Source organism: Leptolyngbya sp. GGD, assembly GCF_026735145.1.
GTDB classification, from domain to species: Bacteria; Cyanobacteriota; Cyanobacteriia; order Leptolyngbyales; family Leptolyngbyaceae; genus Leptolyngbya; species Leptolyngbya boryana.
The window spans coordinates 60,086-79,053 of sequence record NZ_JAPQKE010000001.1 but is presented as its reverse complement, the minus strand read 5'-3'; the positions used below and the strand labels follow the sequence as shown (position 1 = coordinate 79,053).

General features: G+C 47.6%; 18 protein-coding genes. 9 read left to right on the top strand and 9 right to left on the bottom strand.

The genetic code is table 11. From position 1 onward, the window contains the following. Window positions 1-37: 37 nt before the first annotated feature. Entirely contained in the window at window positions 38-289 is a 252-nt protein-coding gene (locus OU814_RS00375; RefSeq protein WP_026149006.1) for a hypothetical protein, read from the bottom strand. A gap of 548 nt (window positions 290-837) precedes the next feature. Between OU814_RS00375 and OU814_RS00370 the strand changes: the two genes are divergently transcribed. Beyond that, entirely contained in the window at window positions 838-1,227 is a 390-nt protein-coding gene (locus OU814_RS00370; protein WP_268179624.1) for a Mo-dependent nitrogenase C-terminal domain-containing protein, read from the top strand. A gap of 487 nt (window positions 1,228-1,714) precedes the next feature. Beyond that, the gene (locus OU814_RS00365) at window positions 1,715-2,479 is read left to right on the top strand and encodes a hypothetical protein (RefSeq protein WP_268179622.1); all 765 of its coding nucleotides are present in this window, start codon (window positions 1,715-1,717) and stop codon (window positions 2,477-2,479) included. 120 nt (window positions 2,480-2,599) lie between these two features. On the opposite strand, the gene alr is transcribed toward OU814_RS00365, so the two are convergent. Continuing rightward, window positions 2,600-3,832 (bottom strand): alanine racemase, encoded by a 1,233-nt coding sequence (gene alr / locus OU814_RS00360; protein WP_268179620.1) that lies wholly within the window; start codon window positions 3,830-3,832, stop codon window positions 2,600-2,602. Between the two features lie 103 nt (window positions 3,833-3,935). Between alr and OU814_RS00355 the strand changes: the two genes are divergently transcribed. After that, window positions 3,936-5,324, top strand: a complete 1,389-nt coding sequence (locus OU814_RS00355; RefSeq protein WP_268179618.1) for an adenylate/guanylate cyclase domain-containing protein — start codon at window positions 3,936-3,938, stop codon at window positions 5,322-5,324. A gap of 38 nt (window positions 5,325-5,362) precedes the next feature. Here OU814_RS00355 and OU814_RS00350 read toward each other — a convergent pair whose 3' ends face one another. The 7 genes from OU814_RS00350 to OU814_RS00320 form a co-directional block, all read right to left on the bottom strand. Continuing rightward, the gene (locus OU814_RS00350; RefSeq protein ID WP_268179616.1) at window positions 5,363-6,928 is read right to left on the bottom strand and encodes an MDR family MFS transporter; all 1,566 of its coding nucleotides are present in this window, start codon (window positions 6,926-6,928) and stop codon (window positions 5,363-5,365) included. Then, the gene (locus tag OU814_RS00345) at window positions 6,912-7,616 is read right to left on the bottom strand and encodes an MFS transporter (protein WP_268179614.1); all 705 of its coding nucleotides are present in this window, start codon (window positions 7,614-7,616) and stop codon (window positions 6,912-6,914) included. The genes OU814_RS00350 and OU814_RS00345 overlap by 17 nt, the downstream gene beginning before the upstream one ends. Window positions 7,617-7,698: 82 nt before the next feature. Further along, on the bottom strand, window positions 7,699-9,897 hold the full coding sequence (locus tag OU814_RS00340) for a CHASE2 domain-containing protein (protein ID WP_268179612.1): 2,199 nt from the start codon (window positions 9,895-9,897) through the stop codon (window positions 7,699-7,701). 225 nt (window positions 9,898-10,122) lie between these two features. Then, window positions 10,123-11,091 (bottom strand): glutathione synthase, encoded by a 969-nt coding sequence (gene gshB / locus OU814_RS00335; protein WP_268179610.1) that lies wholly within the window; start codon window positions 11,089-11,091, stop codon window positions 10,123-10,125. A 78-nt stretch (window positions 11,092-11,169) separates the two neighbouring features. Then, window positions 11,170-11,430, bottom strand: coding sequence for a glutaredoxin 3 (grxC, locus tag OU814_RS00330; RefSeq protein WP_268179608.1), 261 nt, complete (start codon window positions 11,428-11,430; stop codon window positions 11,170-11,172). 34 nt (window positions 11,431-11,464) lie between these two features. Then, window positions 11,465-12,076, bottom strand: a complete 612-nt coding sequence (locus OU814_RS00325; protein WP_190649684.1) for a 2OG-Fe(II) oxygenase — start codon at window positions 12,074-12,076, stop codon at window positions 11,465-11,467. A gap of 75 nt (window positions 12,077-12,151) precedes the next feature. Next, window positions 12,152-13,429 (bottom strand): type IV pilus twitching motility protein PilT, encoded by a 1,278-nt coding sequence (locus OU814_RS00320; RefSeq protein ID WP_017291108.1) that lies wholly within the window; start codon window positions 13,427-13,429, stop codon window positions 12,152-12,154. A gap of 282 nt (window positions 13,430-13,711) precedes the next feature. Here OU814_RS00320 and OU814_RS00315 point away from each other — a divergent pair, with 282 nt between their 5' ends. The 6 genes from OU814_RS00315 to OU814_RS00290 all read left to right on the top strand — a co-directional run bounded on the left by OU814_RS00315 (window position 13,712) and on the right by OU814_RS00290 (window position 18,846). Continuing rightward, window positions 13,712-14,833 carry a DUF58 domain-containing protein gene (locus OU814_RS00315; RefSeq protein ID WP_268179604.1) on the top strand — a complete coding sequence of 374 codons (1,122 nt, stop codon included), beginning with the start codon at window positions 13,712-13,714 and terminating at the stop codon, window positions 14,831-14,833. Window positions 14,834-14,848: 15 nt separating this feature from the next. Next, the gene (locus tag OU814_RS00310) at window positions 14,849-15,271 is read left to right on the top strand and encodes a DUF309 domain-containing protein (protein WP_017291110.1); all 423 of its coding nucleotides are present in this window, start codon (window positions 14,849-14,851) and stop codon (window positions 15,269-15,271) included. A 158-nt stretch (window positions 15,272-15,429) separates the two neighbouring features. Continuing rightward, entirely contained in the window at window positions 15,430-15,900 is a 471-nt protein-coding gene (locus OU814_RS00305; RefSeq protein ID WP_017291111.1) for an LptA/OstA family protein, read from the top strand. Window positions 15,901-15,940: 40 nt separating this feature from the next. Next, the gene (gene lptB, locus OU814_RS00300; RefSeq protein WP_017291112.1) at window positions 15,941-16,669 is read left to right on the top strand and encodes an LPS export ABC transporter ATP-binding protein; all 729 of its coding nucleotides are present in this window, start codon (window positions 15,941-15,943) and stop codon (window positions 16,667-16,669) included. Between the two features lie 3 nt (window positions 16,670-16,672). Then, window positions 16,673-17,821: an LptF/LptG family permease gene (locus tag OU814_RS00295; RefSeq protein ID WP_017291113.1), complete on the top strand. Its 1,149-nt coding sequence runs from the start codon at window positions 16,673-16,675 to the stop codon at window positions 17,819-17,821. Further along, entirely contained in the window at window positions 17,818-18,846 is a 1,029-nt protein-coding gene (locus tag OU814_RS00290) for an aromatic ring-hydroxylating oxygenase subunit alpha (protein ID WP_268179600.1), read from the top strand. The genes OU814_RS00295 and OU814_RS00290 overlap by 4 nt, the downstream gene beginning before the upstream one ends. Window positions 18,847-18,968: the final 122 nt, after the last annotated feature.

Here is an 18,968-nt window from a genome sequence, read left to right as displayed (position 1 = left end):
GACAATAGATTACCCCTACAAGTTCCACAGCAGCAAGTTAATAGCGATCCACACTGCCTGCAAACAGCGGCTCAACTCTCAAGCTAATAACGCGTGCCGGACGAACGACCATGTATTCGCCTTGGATATTTTTAATCGGAACGCTAATAAAATCCTCAGAGGCAGCTTTCGGCATCAGTTCGCCGCTGTACCACTTCTGAAACTCTTGAATCGTTGGGAAACGCACCTCTTCCCGGTGTCCTCCCTCCATCATAATATGCACGGAAAATTCGCTAGGCGTTCTAGGCATCTGAGTTTCCTCTCAATTGAGCGATCGTCTTTTGCATCGCAGGACAGACTCAGTATGGGCGGAGTGTACAAAGAACTATCAGGTAAAGAGGGGAGAGACAGCAGATTAAGCTTCGAGACATTAAATTATTCCGTTATCTCTGTTACAGAATTCTGCCTGTAATTTTTAACTTTTGAATAGTGAATTTTAGCGATTCGTGAAACGCATCAATTCCATTCAGAAATTAAATATAAATCCTGTAAATGTGGCGAGAATGACCTTCTATCTTTAGAAAGAAAGACTAGAATAAAAAGTGTCAAATTTACTTCATAAAAACGTGGCAACAAAGTTCTACCGAATTGCAGGAAATTTGCAAAGAAAGTAGTAATCTCGTAAAAATTGTTACAATCAGTGAAGCTATTTTGATACATAACTATAGAAACTGGTCTGTCAACCGGATTCTGAATTGTAAGCTTCGCCCGGAATGGCTTCATTTCCTATAGTCGTCACTTCACGGACGGAATCCTTTACCTCTACACATCTCTCACCAGTCCAAGGAACGTTTCAGCATGAGCTTTCGGAAACCTGGTGGCTCCGCGCCAGAGCGCGATCGTCACAGTCACAACACTATCGCAGTTTCAGGATGGGTTTATCACCCCCTAACCGCCTCTACACCTTACTCTCAACCAAGTCGTAAGTCCTTTGATCTCCTTGCCCCCCTGCGCCGCAAGTTAGACAACCTCCAAGTTACAAATCCAGAATTTGCTCACTTCATCGCAAAATCGATTCCAGCCCAGTGTCCATTCGAGCGAACGGTTTCGCTCTTTGGCAAGACTCTCTTTCACATTCCGCCTCTGTGCAAACTGAATCCGTTATACGAAGAAGTCGTTGGATTACGGTTCCGCGCATTGTGCTATCTCGCTGATGAATGCGGCGAAGATATCAACCAATATTGTTAAAGCTTCCAATTCTTGTCTTGTACAGCGGCTTCTCCCGGAGCCGCTTTTTTATTGCAATTAATTTCAGGGCTTTACACGCTGCAATTTATATTTCTAAATTTAGTCATTTACAAGTAGAAATATAGATTGAATTGGGTGCTTCTAAGACTCTAAACTTTGGTTTCATGCCCTAGATCTTTGGGGACAAAGTGGTATCTTTGAAATTGAGGTTAGTGAATAACTTCCCTGGCAGATCAAACAGCCAAATCTAGTTAAATAAAGAGAGGTACAACTGCTGTTTCACTTTATATCTGTCTCGTCCAACAACACCCAAGACCGAAATTTGATATTTCCTCTTCTGGCATAGCTGAGAGTCTTTAACAAGTCGGCGCTTAAAATTAAGTATCCAATTTGTTCAACTCTATCTAGAATGGATTAATGTGAGGAAGTCACTCAGAGAGTAAGACTTGGGTGTTGTTGTAATTTTAAAGAGAAGGCAGATTTCAGCATGGCGATTATTGCTCTCAAAGCCTGGTATTTGGAACAGTATGAACCCATTCGGGAACTAGAAAAACGTCCCCACGATTTGAGGTTGAGCAAGAATAGTTTGCTGAAGTCGGGCTTGCGGGCTGATTTTTTAGAAGATAGCGATGAGGTGAAAAAATCATCGTGGTTCCAACGCTATCTCCTCGGTGAAATTGTTGAATTCTATATCGAAGGAAGCGGTGGTTACGCAATTTCTAATATTGATCTGTCGAGCCACGAAATCTATTTCTCAAAACAAGAAGTCATGGCGAATTTGGAGCCTGAAATCTTCTTTTCTTATCAAAATGAGTTTGATGAATCAAGCGATCTGATCCGCGAAGAACTGATTTCTGTCGTAGAGAGTTTGAATCGTCGATCGCGCTTACCTCTAACGCTACGCGAATCCCATCGACTGAGCGAAGGCGCAATTCGGCTCAATAGTTCTCTGATGCGATCGATTCGGCAGTCTTTATTATTTATTGGCGATGCGACTTCGATCGCTGAAATTTCCGATACGCCTCCGCTACTCATTCCCAGTCCAAAAGTTTGTATCGAGACGGGGTATGCCCTGAGCAGTAAACGCAACGAGCAAGTCCTGCTGGTGCAAATGGAGCGATCGGACATGCCGGGATATTTTCCATTTGATTTGCCGAGTCAGAATCGATTGACGTTTAAAGATAAGACCCAATTGCGGAAATTATTGCCAAAAGCGATTGAGTCTCAACTGCATCGATTTAACTTGCTGTAGAAGCAACCTTGATGAATTTGTGAAATTTGGGTTTCGACTCCGCCCAACCTGCGCACTAGGCAGGATTTGTGAATGATCGAAAAAATTCGATCGTTGAGCGGAGCCGAAACAGATTTTGCACTAACCTAAAGTTCTCTTGATTGGATCAAAGACTGCTCGTTTCGCCACATAGGGCTGACCTACCGAAACTCGTGGCAAGCGATGCTTAAATCCACACAGAATCTCCCAGGAAATTGTTCCTAACAAATTTGCCCAATCATCTGCCAAGATTTTTTCGTTACCATCTTGTCCGAGTAGCGTCACCACTTCTCCTTCTTGCAACGCTGGAATATGACTCACATCCAGCATTAATTGATCCATCGTGATCGAGCCAATTTGCGCTGCCTGTTGTCCTCGGACTAAAACCTTCATCTTGTTCGAGAGATTACGCGGCACTCCGTCGGCATAGCCAATCCCAACCACCGCGATCGTCGTGTCTCGATCGGCAACAAATCGATGCCCATAACTTACCCCAGTCCCCGGCTGAATCCTTTTAACCTGGGTCACTCGCGCTTTGACTTGCATCACGGGGCGGAGATCTAACCGCGACGCTGGCGGTAAGTGCGAACCCGATCGCAAATGCTCTGCTGGATACAATCCATATAAAATCAGCCCCGTCCGTACCATGTCATAGTGCAAACTCGGATCAACCATCGTTCCGGCTGAATTGGCCAAATGAAAGCGGGGATGCTTGCCCGCTACGTCATATCCACAGGCTCGAATCGCTGCTTCATAACGTTTTTGCTGTTGTTTTCGGATCGTGGGATCGAGATCTTCAGCCGTTGCCAAGTGGGAATAAATGCTATCGATCGACAAATTCGGCAAACCCTTTACCAACTGCACAAACTCAACCGCCTGCTCCCACGATGTCCCCAATCGAGACATGCCTGTATCAAGTTTGATATGAACGGGCAGAACGCTGCCTCGAACCGATTCTGAGTAGACCAAAGCCTGTTTGGGAGTGCAGAGCGTGGGTTGCAGCCGCCAATGCTCGATCGCTCGAATTTGATCAGCGGTATGAGTCGCGCCTAAAACCAAGATCGGCGCTTCAATCCCCGCTTCTCGCAATTCAATGCCTTCTGGGATCGTCGCTACACCAAGCCAGCTTGCCCCTGCTTGTAGAACGGTCTGCGCCACAGTCACAGATCCATGACCATACGCATCTGCTTTGACCACTGCCATTAATTCAGTCTGGGGAGACATCAGGCTGAGAATCTGCTGCACATTATGGGACAGTGCCGCGAGGTCAATCTCAACCCAAGCTCGCTCTCGCTGCATCAGAGCAATACTCGAACTTTGATCCCAACTCAACATCACGTTTACTCCTCGATCACACCATTCATCCTGACAGTTTAATCGTCACTTCTCTTTCACAATCGGGAAATATAGCGTTTAGCTGCGTTCCTAAGTGTTGAACATGTCAACTCCCCGATCTTCGACCCATCGCTTGACTTTACTTTATATCGTTTCTCTCGGTACAGTGGCATTCCTAGCGCTTTTAGGTCAAGCGATCGTCCAATCGATGCTGTCTCAACAAAAGCAAAATGCAACAGTCGTCGAGATTGCAAGCCGACAGAGAATGCTAAGTTGGCAGTTACGAGAAGCGACTTTGGCACTACAAATTGATTCGACTCAAAGTAATGCGACACAGATTCAAGAGATTGAAAACATTCTCCAAGAGTGGGAGGTTGCCGATCAAAAAGTTCAAAGTGCAATTCGGGAAGCCATGAGTTTTAGCAGGTCTGGCAATGAGATTCGCAATCAAGCGGATGCCCTTGTCCCCTCGCATCGTCGGATTCGGCAAGCAGTTGAAGCGTTGATGCAACTGGAATCGGGTCGGAAGCGACCTGCTCAAACTTTATACTATCTGAAGGAAATTCGAGAAAGTGGGAAAGAATTTTCTGAGCGGATTAATCAGTTGCTGTTGTCTTACAACCAGCAGGCACAAGAAGGAATTGCACAACTCCGAGCGGTAGAACTGAGTCTGTTCGGATTGCTGATGCTGATCTTGCTATTAGAAGGAATTTTGGTGTTTCGTCCTGCGGTTGATCAGTTGCAGAAGGCACTCAATGATCTGGAAGCTTCCCTGTCGATGACGCAAGAGACTGCTCAACAGCTGGCAGCAGAACAAGCCCAGTCCGAACGTCTCCTGTTGAATATTTTGCCAAGCCCGATCGCGCAACGGCTCAAAGAAACGCCCGATGAGATTCAGCCGCATATTGCCGATGGCTTTGGAGATGTAACAGTTCTATTTGCGGATATTGTTGGCTTTACCAGTTTGTCGGCTCGAACCTCGCCCCAGGAGTTGGTGGGGTTATTGAATCAAATTTTTTCGCGCTTCGATCGCTTAGCAGAACAGCATGGATTAGAGAAAATTAAAACGATCGGTGATGCGTATATGGTCGTGGGCGGATTACCACATCCGAGTGACGATCATGCGATCGCAGTCGCGGACATGGCAATTGACATGCAAAAGGCGATTAATCAATTCAATTTAGAGACGGGCGAAGCCTTTAGCATTCGGATTGGAATGAATACGGGTGCAGTCGTTGCGGGCGTGATTGGGTTGCGGAAATTTATTTATGACCTGTGGGGCGATACCGTGAATATTGCAAGTCGTATGGAGTCTCACGGAGTTGCAGGTGGGATTCAAGTCACAGAAGCAACTTATCTGCGGCTAGTAGCGACACATCATTTTGAGCCACGAGGAGTGATTGAGGTAAAAGGGCGCGGAGAAATGATGACCTATTGGTTAAAGAACAGAAAAGATGTTTCCGTTGCAACATCAGAAACCAGCGTTTTATGACGCTCCGGTTGCTCAATGCACGAACAAGCTTGACTCTGCTAATGTCCAGCACTCACGCCTGAGGCTTTAACCTTCTTGAAAAATAGCACTGCAATACCGCTGACGAGCAATGCGAATCCGATGAAGTAAAAGCAATCATTGAACGCTTGAATATAAGCTTCACGGCGCACAACGTTATCGATCGCGGCTAATGCCTGATTTTGAGCGGAGGCTAAATCCGAACCTCGACTGACAAAATATTGTGTCAGCTGATTCAAGCGCTCTTGAGTGGCAGGATTGAAATTAGAAATATTTTCTCCTAACCGATTCGAGTGGAATTGCTGGCGCTGAGTGAGGAGCGTCGCGATCGCGGCAATACCAATCGACCCACCCAAATTTCGCATCATATTAAACAATCCAGACGCTGATCCCGCTTGATTAGGCGCTAAGCCCGCTGTCGCGACCGTCGAAAGTGGAACCATAATCAAAGGCTGCCCTGCCGCCCGAACCAGTAAAGCAGTTCGCAATTGATCCATCCCGGTCAAATTCGTAAAAGTCGAATTCATAAAACAACTGACAGCAAACAGACTCACCCCAACTCCAATCAAGAGCCGCACATCCACGATTTTCATCAACCGGGGAACAAACGGAATCACCAGTAATTGAGGAAATCCAACCCACATCAGCACTTCACCGATTTGTAGCGCGTTGTATCCCTGAATCTGTCCTAAGTAAAGCGGCAAAATATAAACTGAGCCGTACAGTCCTAACCCAAGTGCAACGTTAATGACACTGGCTAGTCCAAAATTGCGTTCTTTGATCAATCTGAGATCGATAAAAGGTTGCCTCCGAGTCAGTTCAATCCAGAAGAAAATACTCAAGAAGATTACAGCAATCACGGCTAATCGAACGATCAAATCAGAGCTAAACCAATCTTTTCGACTGCCTTCTTCAAGCACGACTTGAAAAGATCCAAGCCCGATCGCCATCGCAATCACGCCACCCCAATCGCCATCCCTTAAGCGATCGAGCTGCATCGGGCGGGAATCGATCGCATACCAAACGGCTGTGAGCAATAACACGCCTGGAATCAGATTGATATAAAAAACATAGTGCCAGCTAAAGTTTTCAGTTAACCAACCTCCGAAGGTTGGCCCGATCGATGGTGCAAAGGTTGCTGTAATACCAAACAATGCCATCCCAGTCGGTTGTTTCGACGGTGGTAAAGTCGTCAGCAGCACGGTAAATGCCATTGGAATCAGCACACCACCCGTGAACCCCTGAAGTGCTCGAAACACAATCATCGAGGGTAAATTCCAAGCAAATGCACACAGGATCGAGAAGAGAATGAACAGAGAAGCATTGACGAGGAGATAGCGACGAACTGAGAAGATCTGCGACAGCCAACCTGTCAGCGGAATCACCACAATTTCCGCAACTAAGTAAGACGTCGAAATCCAAGATCCTTCTTCTAGAGTCGCTCCGAGAGCGGCTTGGATATCTCTTAACGAGGAATTCGTAATTTGAATATCCAACACTGCCATAAATGCACCCAAGACCGTGCCAAACACCCCGATCCACGTTTTCAATGAAACCTGATCTCGATCGCTAGCAGTAATAGACACGCAATCCTCCAATGATTAGGGATGAGGTTGATAGGGATGAGGTTGATTGTATAGGCCGAGGCACGGTTTCATCTTGTGAAGGGATTGGCATCTCGCGCTTTCGCAACCGCATGGCAAACAGCCCTGCAATCACAGCGGCATAGCTAACCGTATCAATCGCAAAACAGGCGGGAATGCCCACTGCTGCGATTAATAATCCTGCGCTCGCAGAACCCATCAATCGTGCTCCACGAAAAATCGAAGAATTGAGCGCGATCGCATTTCCTAAATTTTCTGGTCGATCAACTAAATGCACGACAAACGACTGGCGCGCAGGAATATCGACCGCATTGACGCAGCCTTGAAACACACTGAGCGCAATGATATACCAGAGATCGATCGCGTTGCTAAACGCTAAAACAGCTAACAGCAAAGATTGCAGCATGGACAGAGCCTGAGTCGCAATCAAAGTATGTTGACGGTTCCAACGATCAACTAAAACGCCTGCAAACGGACTCAAGAGGAAATTCGGAAATTGCTGCGCGAAGCCGACCACTCCCAGAAGTAATGCAGAATTCGTTAAATGATAAACCAGCCAAATTAAGGCAGTTTGGCTCATCCAAGTTCCAATCAAAGAAAGCCCTTGCCCTATGAAAAACAGGCGGTAGTTTCGGGATTCGAGCGCGCGAAACGTCTCTGGAAACTGCATCTTTTAGGTTTCTGAGGAGTGCGCCTCCCAGTGTGAGCGTTTTCAGAGATGGCAAACACTCTCTATCGACGGATTTTGCCAATTAGTCATGGTTTTCGACGGGAATACGATCGGCGATCGAAAATTGATTTTTACCCGATCGTTTAGCGTGATACATGGCTTCATCTGCCTTCTCGATAAGTAGTTCCAAATCATCTGCATGTTCTGGAAAGATCGCAATCCCGATGCTCGTCGTCACCAATAAGGTCTGTCCCGAAATGGCAAATGCTTGTGATAAACGGCTTAAAATCTTTCTAGCGATCTGCGTCACGGTCAGAATGTCTGGAATTGCGGGTAGCAGCACAACAAATTCATCCCCGCCTAAACGCGCGACTGTATCACTCGTTCTTAAACAACCGCTGAGCCGTCTGGCAACTGCCTGTAACAGCAAATCACCAATTGCATGTCCTAATGTGTCATTAATCTGTTTAAATCCGTCTAAATCGAGAAACAGTAAAGCGGTAATTTGATTACTTGCCTTCGTCATCTCGATCGCTTGTTTGATCCGTTCGTACAACAAGATCCGATTCGGTAATCCAGTTAACGCATCATGATTGGCAATATAGTTCAATCTGTCTTGCGATAAGCGTAGTTCCACATTTGACTGATATAACTCTTCGGTTGTTCGTCTCAATTCTTCTTCAATCGTTTTCCGTTGTGTGATGTCGCGAATGACACCGACTAAAAATAGATTTCCAGCCGCATCTTTGTGTAGAGATCGCTTTGTTGCAATGTGGTAAGTCACACCATTCGTGCTTGTAAATTCTTCTTCGTGTTCTAATTCATTCTTGTATCTGAACACTAATTCATCCTGCTGGTGAAACACATCTGCTTCATGTTCTGGAAAAATTTCGTAATCCGATTTCTCGATTAATTCTTCGAGCGGTTTTCCAAGTAATTTAGAATACGCTTCATTCAGAACTACCCACCGATGCTCAGCATCTTTGACAAATACCGGATCAGGAATGGAATTAATCACACGCGAAAGAAACTCTTTCGATCGCTTTAACTCTTCTTGGGAATGCGCGATCGCAGCAATCACAACCGTGGCTGAAGTGACTAAAGTAATCGCTGCGGGCACAAAGGGCACAATCCACCCTGCCAGAAATAATCCGTAGCAAATTCCGGTAAGTCCCCCACCTAGCAAAACGACTGCCAGAAAACTGCGCTGAGGAGAACGCAGTCGCCAACAAACACTAGTGCCAATTAGCGCCCATGTCCAAATCCAGATGTATTCGACAGGCTCACTCCAACTTTTCAAAAGCCTGCGCTGCCCGAGTGCCACGTTCAAAATTTCGCTAATAAAATTTGCCTGAATTTCCACCCCTGCCACTTCGATAGGCGTACGAGTGAAACCTCCACTAAAGGGTGTGGCTGAAAAATCTTTTAAGCTCGGTGCGAGCGAGCCAATCAAAACAATGCGATCGCGCAACTGCTCGGCTGGCACTTTTCCATCCAAGACATCTTGCATCATCACCGTTCGGAAATGTCCTGCCCCACCTCGAAAATTGGCGATGATCTGATATCCCCCATCATCTGCATTCACATAAACCCCATCATTCTGTTGAAATCGGGGAAATATCGCTTTTCCAAGCTTTAGAATTTTGGCATCATGAGGCGCTCCCTCTTCGCGAATGCCTTGGTTTTCGAGATAGCGCAGCGCTAACATCATCGAGAAACTCCGAAATTTCTGACGATTTTCAAACCAATATAGGACTGCCCGTCGAATCTTGCGATCAGGATCGAAGATCACATTGTTAAATCCAACTTGTCCCAGCTTCTTGAGCGTTGGAGAAGCTGCAACACCCGGACTTTCAGGATCGGGCATTTTCTGAATGCCGATCAGATTCGGCATGGTTTGAAAGGCTCTTTCGAGTTCAGCATTGCCTTCTCTGACGGCGTGATCGCGGTAAATATCCAGCCCGATCGCGCGCGGCTTGGCACGCTCAACTTGGGTGAGTAATGCGGCTAAGGTGCGATCGTTGAGCGGCCATCCATGCTGTTGTAATTCTGCTTCTCGAATACCGACAATCACGATGCGATCGTCGACTGGCTCTGCCGGACGTGCCTGAAAGAAACTATCAACATAGCTTAATTCCCAAGGCTGTATGATTCCAGTGGTTCGCAGCCCAATCACACTGCCTGCGATTGCAGAAGCTGGAATCCAGACTCTGGCAGTTTGGCGCAGCGTTGTCTTGACTCTGTTCCAAATTTCTTGCCACGGCGCAAATTCTTTGATCATTGCAGTTCACAAACTAGCCTGACGGTACGTACGAGCGCTGAGAACTTCATCATTTATCTGCAATTTCTTTATTCTGCCTTTGCCTAGCCGACCTCAGCGTTAAGTTAGCTTAGTCGAGCAAGGGTCGGGTAAGTCGCCCTTGCGAGCGGGTAGTCAGTACAAGGGGGCTTGTGGCTGGCTACCTTCTTTAATGAATCGCCAGTAGAAATTGCTGGAAGAATTTTATCATTTCGACCCGACGTTCTGAATGGACTCGATCACTTGTACCGCTAACTGGGTGTGATTGAGTCGATCGACTTCGCGGATTCCGGTTGGGCTGGTGACATTCACTTCGGTCAAGTAGCCCCCAATCACATCAATGCCGACAAAGAAAAGCCCATCTCTTTGCAGTGTGGGAGCCAGCATTTTGCAGATGCCTTTTTCGCGATCGGTAATATCAGTTTGGGCACTTCTGCCCCCAACTGCCATATTGCCTCGAAATTCGTTGCCCGTCGGGATGCGATTGACGGCTCCGATCGGTTCGCCATTGAGCAGAATAATCCGCTTGTCGCCGTCTTTGGCTTCGGGCAGATAGGTTTGCACCATGATCGGTAATGTGCCTTGCTGAGTGCTGATTTCAATCATCGAGTTGAGATTGCGATCGCCCGCTTGCAAGAACAAAATTCCTTCGCCCGCTTTTCCGCCTAACGGTTTTAAAACGGCGGTTCCTTGCTGTTCTAAAAATTGCAGGATGACGCGCTTTTCTTGCGTGACGATCGTTTCAGGAATCGCCTCAGTGAATTGCAGCGCATACATTTTTTCATTCGCAGCCCGGATGCCTGAGGGTGAGTTGATCACTTTCGTTTTGGCAGGATCAACGTAGTCGAGAATATACGTTGCGTAGAGATACGCTGTATTGACCGGAGGATCAGTGCGCATGAAGACTGCATCCATGGTTTCGAGAGGAAGAAACACAGGTGCTTCAGTTTGAAACCACTGGTCAACTGCAATCCACCGATTTTCGCCGAGGGTGACTGGGACAAGTGTGACTCGCTCTAAAGTCGCATGCGCTTTGCCTTGAACGACACTGAGCCGATTCGCCTGTGTGATCCAGACTTCGTGCCCAAGTTGCTGGGCAGCTTCCATAAATGCCACGCTGGTGTCGTGAGTCGGGTCGAGGCGATCGATCGGATCGATGATAAATGCAATTTTCACAGCAGCTCAGTCCGTTAGAGAAAAGTGGGTAGAGTGGGAATTGGAGTCACCAACTCCCAAATTGATCGAGACATTGATCTAGGCAGCAAGCAGCGGATCGAGTTTGCCGGATCGATCCAAGGCGTGAATGTCGTCACACCCTCCGATGTGCTGATCGTTGATAAAAATCTGTGGGACAGAGCGGCGACCGTTTGAGCGTTCTGCCATTTTTGCCCGTCCGGGTTCGTCGCCATCGAGACAATATTCGGTGTACTGCACACCTTTGCGATCGAGTAACGCTTTTGCCCGAATACAGAAGGGACAGGCACTCCAGGTGTAGATTTCAACGTGAGGAGTCATACAAATTTCCTAGCATTAGCAACATTTGTTAATTTTAGACATACTCGGTCGCTTCGCGACGAACCCAGCCATTTAGTGTAAAACGGCTGTCGGCAAAATTGCGCGATCGACAAGAAATCGGTAAGACTTCATGTAGGCAATGGCTAGGAAAGAACACAATCCGATTATTCACGGGCTGGATGTCTCGGTAAGTCTCTGCTTGAACGTAGTGTCCATTTTCGATTCGCATGTCGTAAAGCCGTAATGCTCCGCCTGAGAAGTTTGTCGGTTCTCGGTTGAAATAATAGACATACGACATGGTTCGAGTTGCTGCATCTGGGCTACCGTTATCGTTATGGATTTTGTAATAGTGACCGTCGTTGTGAGCGGTGAGTTGAATCTCAATTTGTGAGATGGCAAAGGGTTCGATATTCCAGGCATGGAACAGACGCGGCAGGAGCGGTGTGATTTTCTGAATCATCCAGTTTTCATACGCTTCAAAGTGATAGAGAATCCAGGATTTGCGATAGTCGAGGTCGCCAGTTGCAGTGCTGGTTGGGACAAAATCAGCTTCGCGATCGAGCACGTATTTCAACAGATTCAGACGATCCTCATCGGCGAGGAAGTGATCGATTTGGAGAAATTGAGCGGGTTGGTCAAAAGACATAAATTTTGCGATCGTCAACGATGCTATTTCACACGAAATACGATCGCAAAGACTCAACAATTTTCAAAATCGGATTTAAGCCGGATGATAATCTCGCGCAGACGGATCAAATTCCCGATTTGAAGACCGTCCTGGATCGTAGCCTTCATTACGGACGCGACGGCGGAGATCTCCCAAATCTGGAGACGCTTTCACGGCATCTTCAGGCGTAATTTTGCCGAGTAAGATCAACTCACACAACGCTTGGTTCATCACTTGCATTCCTTCATTGGTGCCAGTCTCCATCAATTGGAATGCTTCGATATCATTGCCTTTGAGCAGGTAATCTTGCATTGCAGGTGTATTGAGCAAGATTTCATGCACCGCAGTTCGATGTCCGTCTGTCGTCGGTAACAATTGCTGAGCCACAACCGAAATCAGAGATTCTAAAATCTGAACTCTCATCGCGTCCTGCTCATCCGGCGTATAGATATTCAGCAGACGATTCACAGTTGCGATCGCGCTTTTTGTGTGTAGGGTTCCAAGGACTAAATGCCCAGTTTGAGCCGCTTTTAAGGCTGTATCGACCGTGACGCGATCGCGCATTTCCCCGATCAAAATTACGTCTGGATCTTCGCGCAAAACCGCTCTGAGTGCGTGTTCAAACTCATGCGTATGCAGTCCGACCTCTCGTTGGCTAATCAGGCAATTCTGCGAGGTGTGAACATACTCAATCGGATCTTCGATCGTGACAATATGGCGCTGATCGGTCTCGTTCAAGTGGCGAATCATTGCCGCGATCGAGGTCGATTTTCCGGAGCCAGTGGGTCCTGTGAGGAGAATCAAGCCTTGCTGATAGCTGACTAGATGTTTGAGCACTGAAGGTAAGCCCAGTCGATCGATCGTGGGAACCTCTAGACTAATCAGACGAAGTACGATCGCGCCGCCCGTCAAACTCTCAAAGCAGTTCACCCGGCAGCGGACGAAACCAGGATAGAAGATGGCGGTATCAAGTTCTTTCTCTTGCCGAAACCGTTCGCACTGTTCGGGAGTGAGCATCTCGGCTAAAAAGCGATCGAACATTTCGGGGGTGACTGCGGCTTGATTTTGCCGGATCATTTGCCCTCGAATCCGATAGCGAACGGGTTCACCCACGCGCAGGTGAATATCAGATGCCTGTTTCGCATACGCATCTTGAACGAGTTGTCGAATCGTCGGCACTGAACTCGGTGGCATCGATCGCGGCGTAGCGGGAACTGGATTGCGTTTGGCTCCGAGAGGAATGGAAGGAGGAGGAACCGCAACAGGTTCAGTCAGCGATCGAGAACGCGAGCTAGATTTAACCGACTCGTCAAAAGGATTTACTTGTGTCATATACTCAGGCTTCCGTATTTCGCCGGGATCGAGGGGAATGGGCAAGTTGACGAGGGGGCGGCTAGAGAAATACTCTGATTCCCCAGACTGTACCTGATGTCATGGCATCGTAGAAATACGGAGAGAAAAAGTTTGCAGAAAGTTTTTGTACGGATAAAGCACTGAGGCTGTGATCAGCTGAGCGAAAAATTCCGGGAAACTCTTCATCGAAAAGGTTCTCTCGGTTCACGGTCTGGTGCATTCTGAAATCACGTCCCTTTGCAAAGCCTTTACAGAACTCTCATGCGTATTTCTCGCCTTACAGACTGGCTCGAATCTCATTGGATCAATCCGGCTTATAGCGGTGGGTTGTTGGCGGGGATGGGCATTTTCTTCTTTCTCGCGGCGACGAATTCGATGTCCGGTTGGCTATATGTCATGAGCGGCGTTGTGTTGGCGCTGTTGGCGATCGCGGCTATTCTCTCCCGACGAACGCTGTCCCGATTATCGATCACCCGCCGTCCAATTCAGCCCGTGAGTGTCGGTGAGAATTTAACGATCGAGTTGTTTATTCAAAATCCGACTCGACAAAGAAAAACTTTGATTCAAGCGACCGATTTCATTCCGTCTGTCTTCGGCAAGCCTGTTGAAAAGGTTGTGGAATTGATTCATCCAGCCACTCCTTATTACTGGGTTTACCAGCATCGAGCCGAGCAGCGGGGAATTTACCGCTGGTATGAAGTGCAACTGCGAACGGCAGCTCCTTTGGGTTTGTTTTGGTATCGCAAGACGTTTCGAGCCGATGCGATCGCGGTGATTTACCCACAGGTTTTGCCGTTGAGCCGCTGCCCGTTGATTGATCAGATTGGGCAAGAGATGAGCTTGCAAATGCAGTCGCAGCGGGCGCAGAATTCGACGCAGGGCATCACTCGATCGCTGCGTCCCTATCGTTGGGGCGATCCGATGCGGATGATTCATTGGCGCAGTAGTGCTCGGTATGGCGAGTTGCGCGTGCGAGAGTTAGAGATTTTAACCAGTGGGCAAGAGATTGTGATTGCCTTAGATAGTGCGGCAACTTGGGATCGTGAAGCATTTGAGCAGGCAGTCACGACTGCGGCATCGCTGTATTTTTACGGAGAGCGACAGACCTTGAGCATTCGAGTGTGGACAGCAGAATCTGGGGCAATCCGGGGACGGCAACTGGTTTTGGAAACCTTAGCAGAGGTTCAGCCGCATCAAGAGGTGACATCAGATCGGTTGCCTGAAGGAACCATCGTTTGGCTGACGCAGAATTCGAGCAGTTTGAATACACTTCCGAGTGGAAGTCGCTGGGTCTTGTGGGGACAGGGACAGACGACAGCGAACTTGGGAATTCGGGTGGAACAAGAGCGATCGCTGCAGGCGCAGTTGCAAGATAGTGTTTAGCGATAAAATCACAGCATGGACACAGACATCCCAGAAGAATTTTGGCAGGGAATCGAGCAATTTAATCAGGGCGAATTCTACGCCTGCCATGACACCTTAGAAGCGATTTGGATCGAAGCTCCTGTCGTCGATAAAAAATTCTATCAGGGCATTTTACAGATTGCGGTGGGACTCTACCATTTAGGCAATTACAACTGGCGCGGAGCCGTCATTCTGATAGGGGAGGGATTAAATCGATTAAGCGACTATCAACCTGAATATGGTGGGATTGAGGTTGAGCAACTCGTAGAAGATGTATCAGCCTTACTCAGTGAAATTCAAGCCGCAGGACAAGATCGCGTTGATCAAATCGTTTTGACTGACGATCCACCACTTGAATCTGTCGATAAAATTTTTCTCCGTCCACCAATCATCCAGAAAATCACAGCAAATCGTTGAAGAGTCATGTATATAGAAACTTGTCTTCGTGATCGCTCGTCTTGAACTTTATTCGCACGATCGCCCGATGTCAAAGAATTCATTGATCGCATACGCTTAACTTTCTGATAGTGATATATTCGATTCGTCCTGTTCACCCTCATCCCCAGTCTCCACTCATGTCTCGCTTCTCCGTTCGTTCTCTCCTAGTTCTGCCGATCATCGCCGCTGCTGTGCTTGCGAATGGACGTGTTTCTATCGCTCAAGCACCCGCAGGCTCGACTCCGCTTACCTTGCGCGCCAATAGTACTGAGGCAAACGCGAAAACAGGGGTTGTCGTTGCAAAAGGTAACGTCCAGATTAACTATCCTGCTCGTCAGATTCAAGCCACTTCTGCTCAAGCTATTTATTACAGCAACGAACGCCGGATTGTTCTGCAAGGGGATGTCTACGTCTTGCAACAGGGCAATAGTTTGCGGGGAGAAACGATTACGTATTTAGTCGATGAAGGGCGGTTTGTGGCACTCCCTCAACCGAATAAACAAGTAGAAGCGGTCTATTTGATTGAAGCACCTGCGGCTCCTGCTTCGCCTGCACCTGCGGCTCCTGCTCCTTTTAGCCCACAATCTCAGTTTCGGTCGAGTCGTTAACGAGTTACGTCCCCTCTTTTTCAGGTTTTAGGAGCGGGTTTTGAGAATCGTTCTAGAAAATATTCACAAATCGTTTGGCGATCGCCCAGTGGTGAATCGCGTCAGTTTGTCTGTGGGTCAGGGTGAGATTGTCGGGCTGCTTGGTCCCAACGGAGCCGGAAAGACGACGACGTTTTATATTGCAACTGGGCTAGAAAAGCCAGACAGCGGTAAGGTTTGGTTGAATGATAAAGAAGTGACGGATCTCTCGATCGACAAACGCGCTCATCTCGGAGTTGGCTATCTTGCTCAAGAAGCGAGCATTTTTCGCTATTTAACCGTACGAGAAAATATTCTACTCGTGCTGGAGCAAACCAAGGTTCCGCGCTGGCAGTGGAACGATCGCTTAAACAGTTTGCTGAAAGAATTTCGATTAGAAAAAGTTGCCTCTTCGCTCGGAATTCAAGTGTCGGGTGGAGAACGTCGTCGGACAGAACTCGCGCGGGCTTTGGCAACAGGGGTAGACGGACCCAAATTTTTATTATTAGACGAACCGTTTGCAGGCGTTGACCCGATCGCCGTTGCTGAAATCCAAACGATCGTGGCGCAATTGCGCGATCGCCATATGGGGATTCTGATCACCGATCATAATGTGCGCGAGACGTTAGCCATTATCGATCGCGCTTACATCATGCGAGATGGTCAGATTCTTGCCTCGGGCAGTGCTGAGGAACTTTACAACAATCCCTTAGTCCGCCAGTATTATCTCGGTGACAATTTTCAACCCTAGATTATGTCTTTAGCTCCTACCCGCGCGCCGATTTCGGTTCTCGATCGCTATATTGCTGGACAATTGACGGGTCCATTTATCTTTGGCGTGGCAGCGTTTACATCGATTCTGGTGTCGGTAGGAGCGGTGTTTGATCTGATTCGCCAGATGACAGAAATGGGCTTGCCGTTGTCGATCGCAACTCGCGTTTTTCTCTTGCGACTGCCAGAGTTTGCTAGCCTTTCTTTTCCAATGGCAACCTTGCTTTCGACGTTAATGGTCTATAGTCGGCTTTCGACTGACAGTGAGTTGATTGCGCTGCGAAGTGTCGGGATTAGCATCTATCGACTGGTTGCACCTGCGATCGTGTTGAGCTTTCTCGTTTCTGTGATGACTTTTGGCTTTAATGAAGCAATTGTTCCGGCAGCAAAATATCAAGCGACTCAAACGTTATCACAAGCATTAAAGCAAGATAAGCCGAAGTTTGATGAGAAGAATATTGTCTTTCAGCAGTATCGCGATGAGAAGCAGCCCGATGGAAAGAGTGTACAAATGCTCGATCGGATTTTTTATGCTCAACGATTCGACGGGCAGCAAATGAAGGGCTTAACGGTGCTGGATTTCTCTCAAAACGGGGTGAATCAGATCATTAGTGCAGATTCTGCTCGCTGGAACTATGAGGATCAAACCTGGGACTTTTTCAGTGGCACAATTTACCTAGTTGATCCGAATGCGTCTTACCGCAATATTCTCAAATTCGAGCGGCAGCAGATTCAATTGCCCCGAACCCCGCTGGATTTGGCGACTCACAAAACTGATTCGGCAGAGATGAATATTGCCGAAGTTCAGGATTATCTCCAGTTGGTCAACCAAAGTGGCGATGAGAAGCGCGCCAATCAATTGAGAATGAGAATTCAGCAGAAAATTGCCTTTCCATTTGTGTGCTTGGTTTTTGGATTAGCAGGTTCGACGTTGGGCACGAAACCCCGACGAGGCGGCAGAGGTGCAAGTTTTGCGATTAGTATTTTGATCATTTTTACTTACTACCTGCTGTCGTTTGTTTGTGATGCGTTTGGGCGGTTGGAGATTTTCACGCCGATCTTGGCAGCTTGGTTGCCGACTGTGTTGGGACTGGGGGCAGTGAGTTGGCTATTAGTACGGGCAGCAAAATGATGGACAAGCCTTTGTTTTTGCGCGACCTTTGGTACTATGCGCTGCCGGGTGGAAGTTTGAAGCCGGGACAAACGATCGCGAAAACCCTGCTCAATGAACCGATTTTACTAGGCAGAACCCAGGCGGGAAAAGTCTTCGCTCTGAGAGATATCTGTCCGCATCGAGCAGTTCCGCTGAGTTGCGGGCGATTTGACGGTACTGAGGTGGAATGTGCTTACCACGGCTGGAAGTTTGACGCAGCCGGACAATGTACTGCGATTCCAGCGTTGACTGAGGATCAAGCGCTAGATTTTTCTAAATTTCGAGTGCGATCGTATCCAATTCGAGAAGCACAAGGCAATATTTGGATTTACATCGGAGAGCAGTCTCCCCAAGATGAGCCGCCTCAAGTTCCTGGCTTTGACACGACGTATCAAGCCGCTGTTGTGATGAACTTTCCAACGTACTTAGATCATGCGGTAGTCGGGTTAATGGATCCAGCGCATGTGCCTTTTGTGCATCGAGCGTGGTGGTGGCGGGCTGATCCGACCCTGGCAGAAGAAGTAAAAACGTTTGATCCGTCTCCGCTCGGATTTACGATGCGGCGGCATAAATTAGAGCGATCGACCTTTCTTTACGATCTAGTAGGCGGTGATCCAGAAGTCGAAATCTCATTCCAACTCCCAGGAGTACGATTTGAGCAAGTGATTACAAAGCGACATCGAGTCTGCAATCTAACGACGATGACTCCGCTGAATGATACCGAGACAGAAGTTACTACGCTCTTTTATTCAACAATCCCTTGGTTCAATCTGTTGAAGCCCTTTTTACTTCCGCTCACTCGAACATTCTTGAATCAAGATCGAGACATGGTAGTAAAACAGAAGATTGGATTACGGCACAATCCAGGCTTGATGTTGATTAAAGATGCAGATACTCAGGCGAGATGGTACTACCAATTGAAAGCAGAATTTGCGCGATCGCAATCTGAAAATCGAGCCTTCATTAATCCTGTCAAAGAGCAAACTTTGAGATGGCGAAGCTGATTGACTGACAATAAAGGCGAGGAGCATTTTCCATAACAGTAATTGAAGTGGTGTGGTAATCCCTAGATGACGGGATTTTGCTCCTCGCCTCCAGTTTTGTCAGTTAACCAGCGTCACAGCTT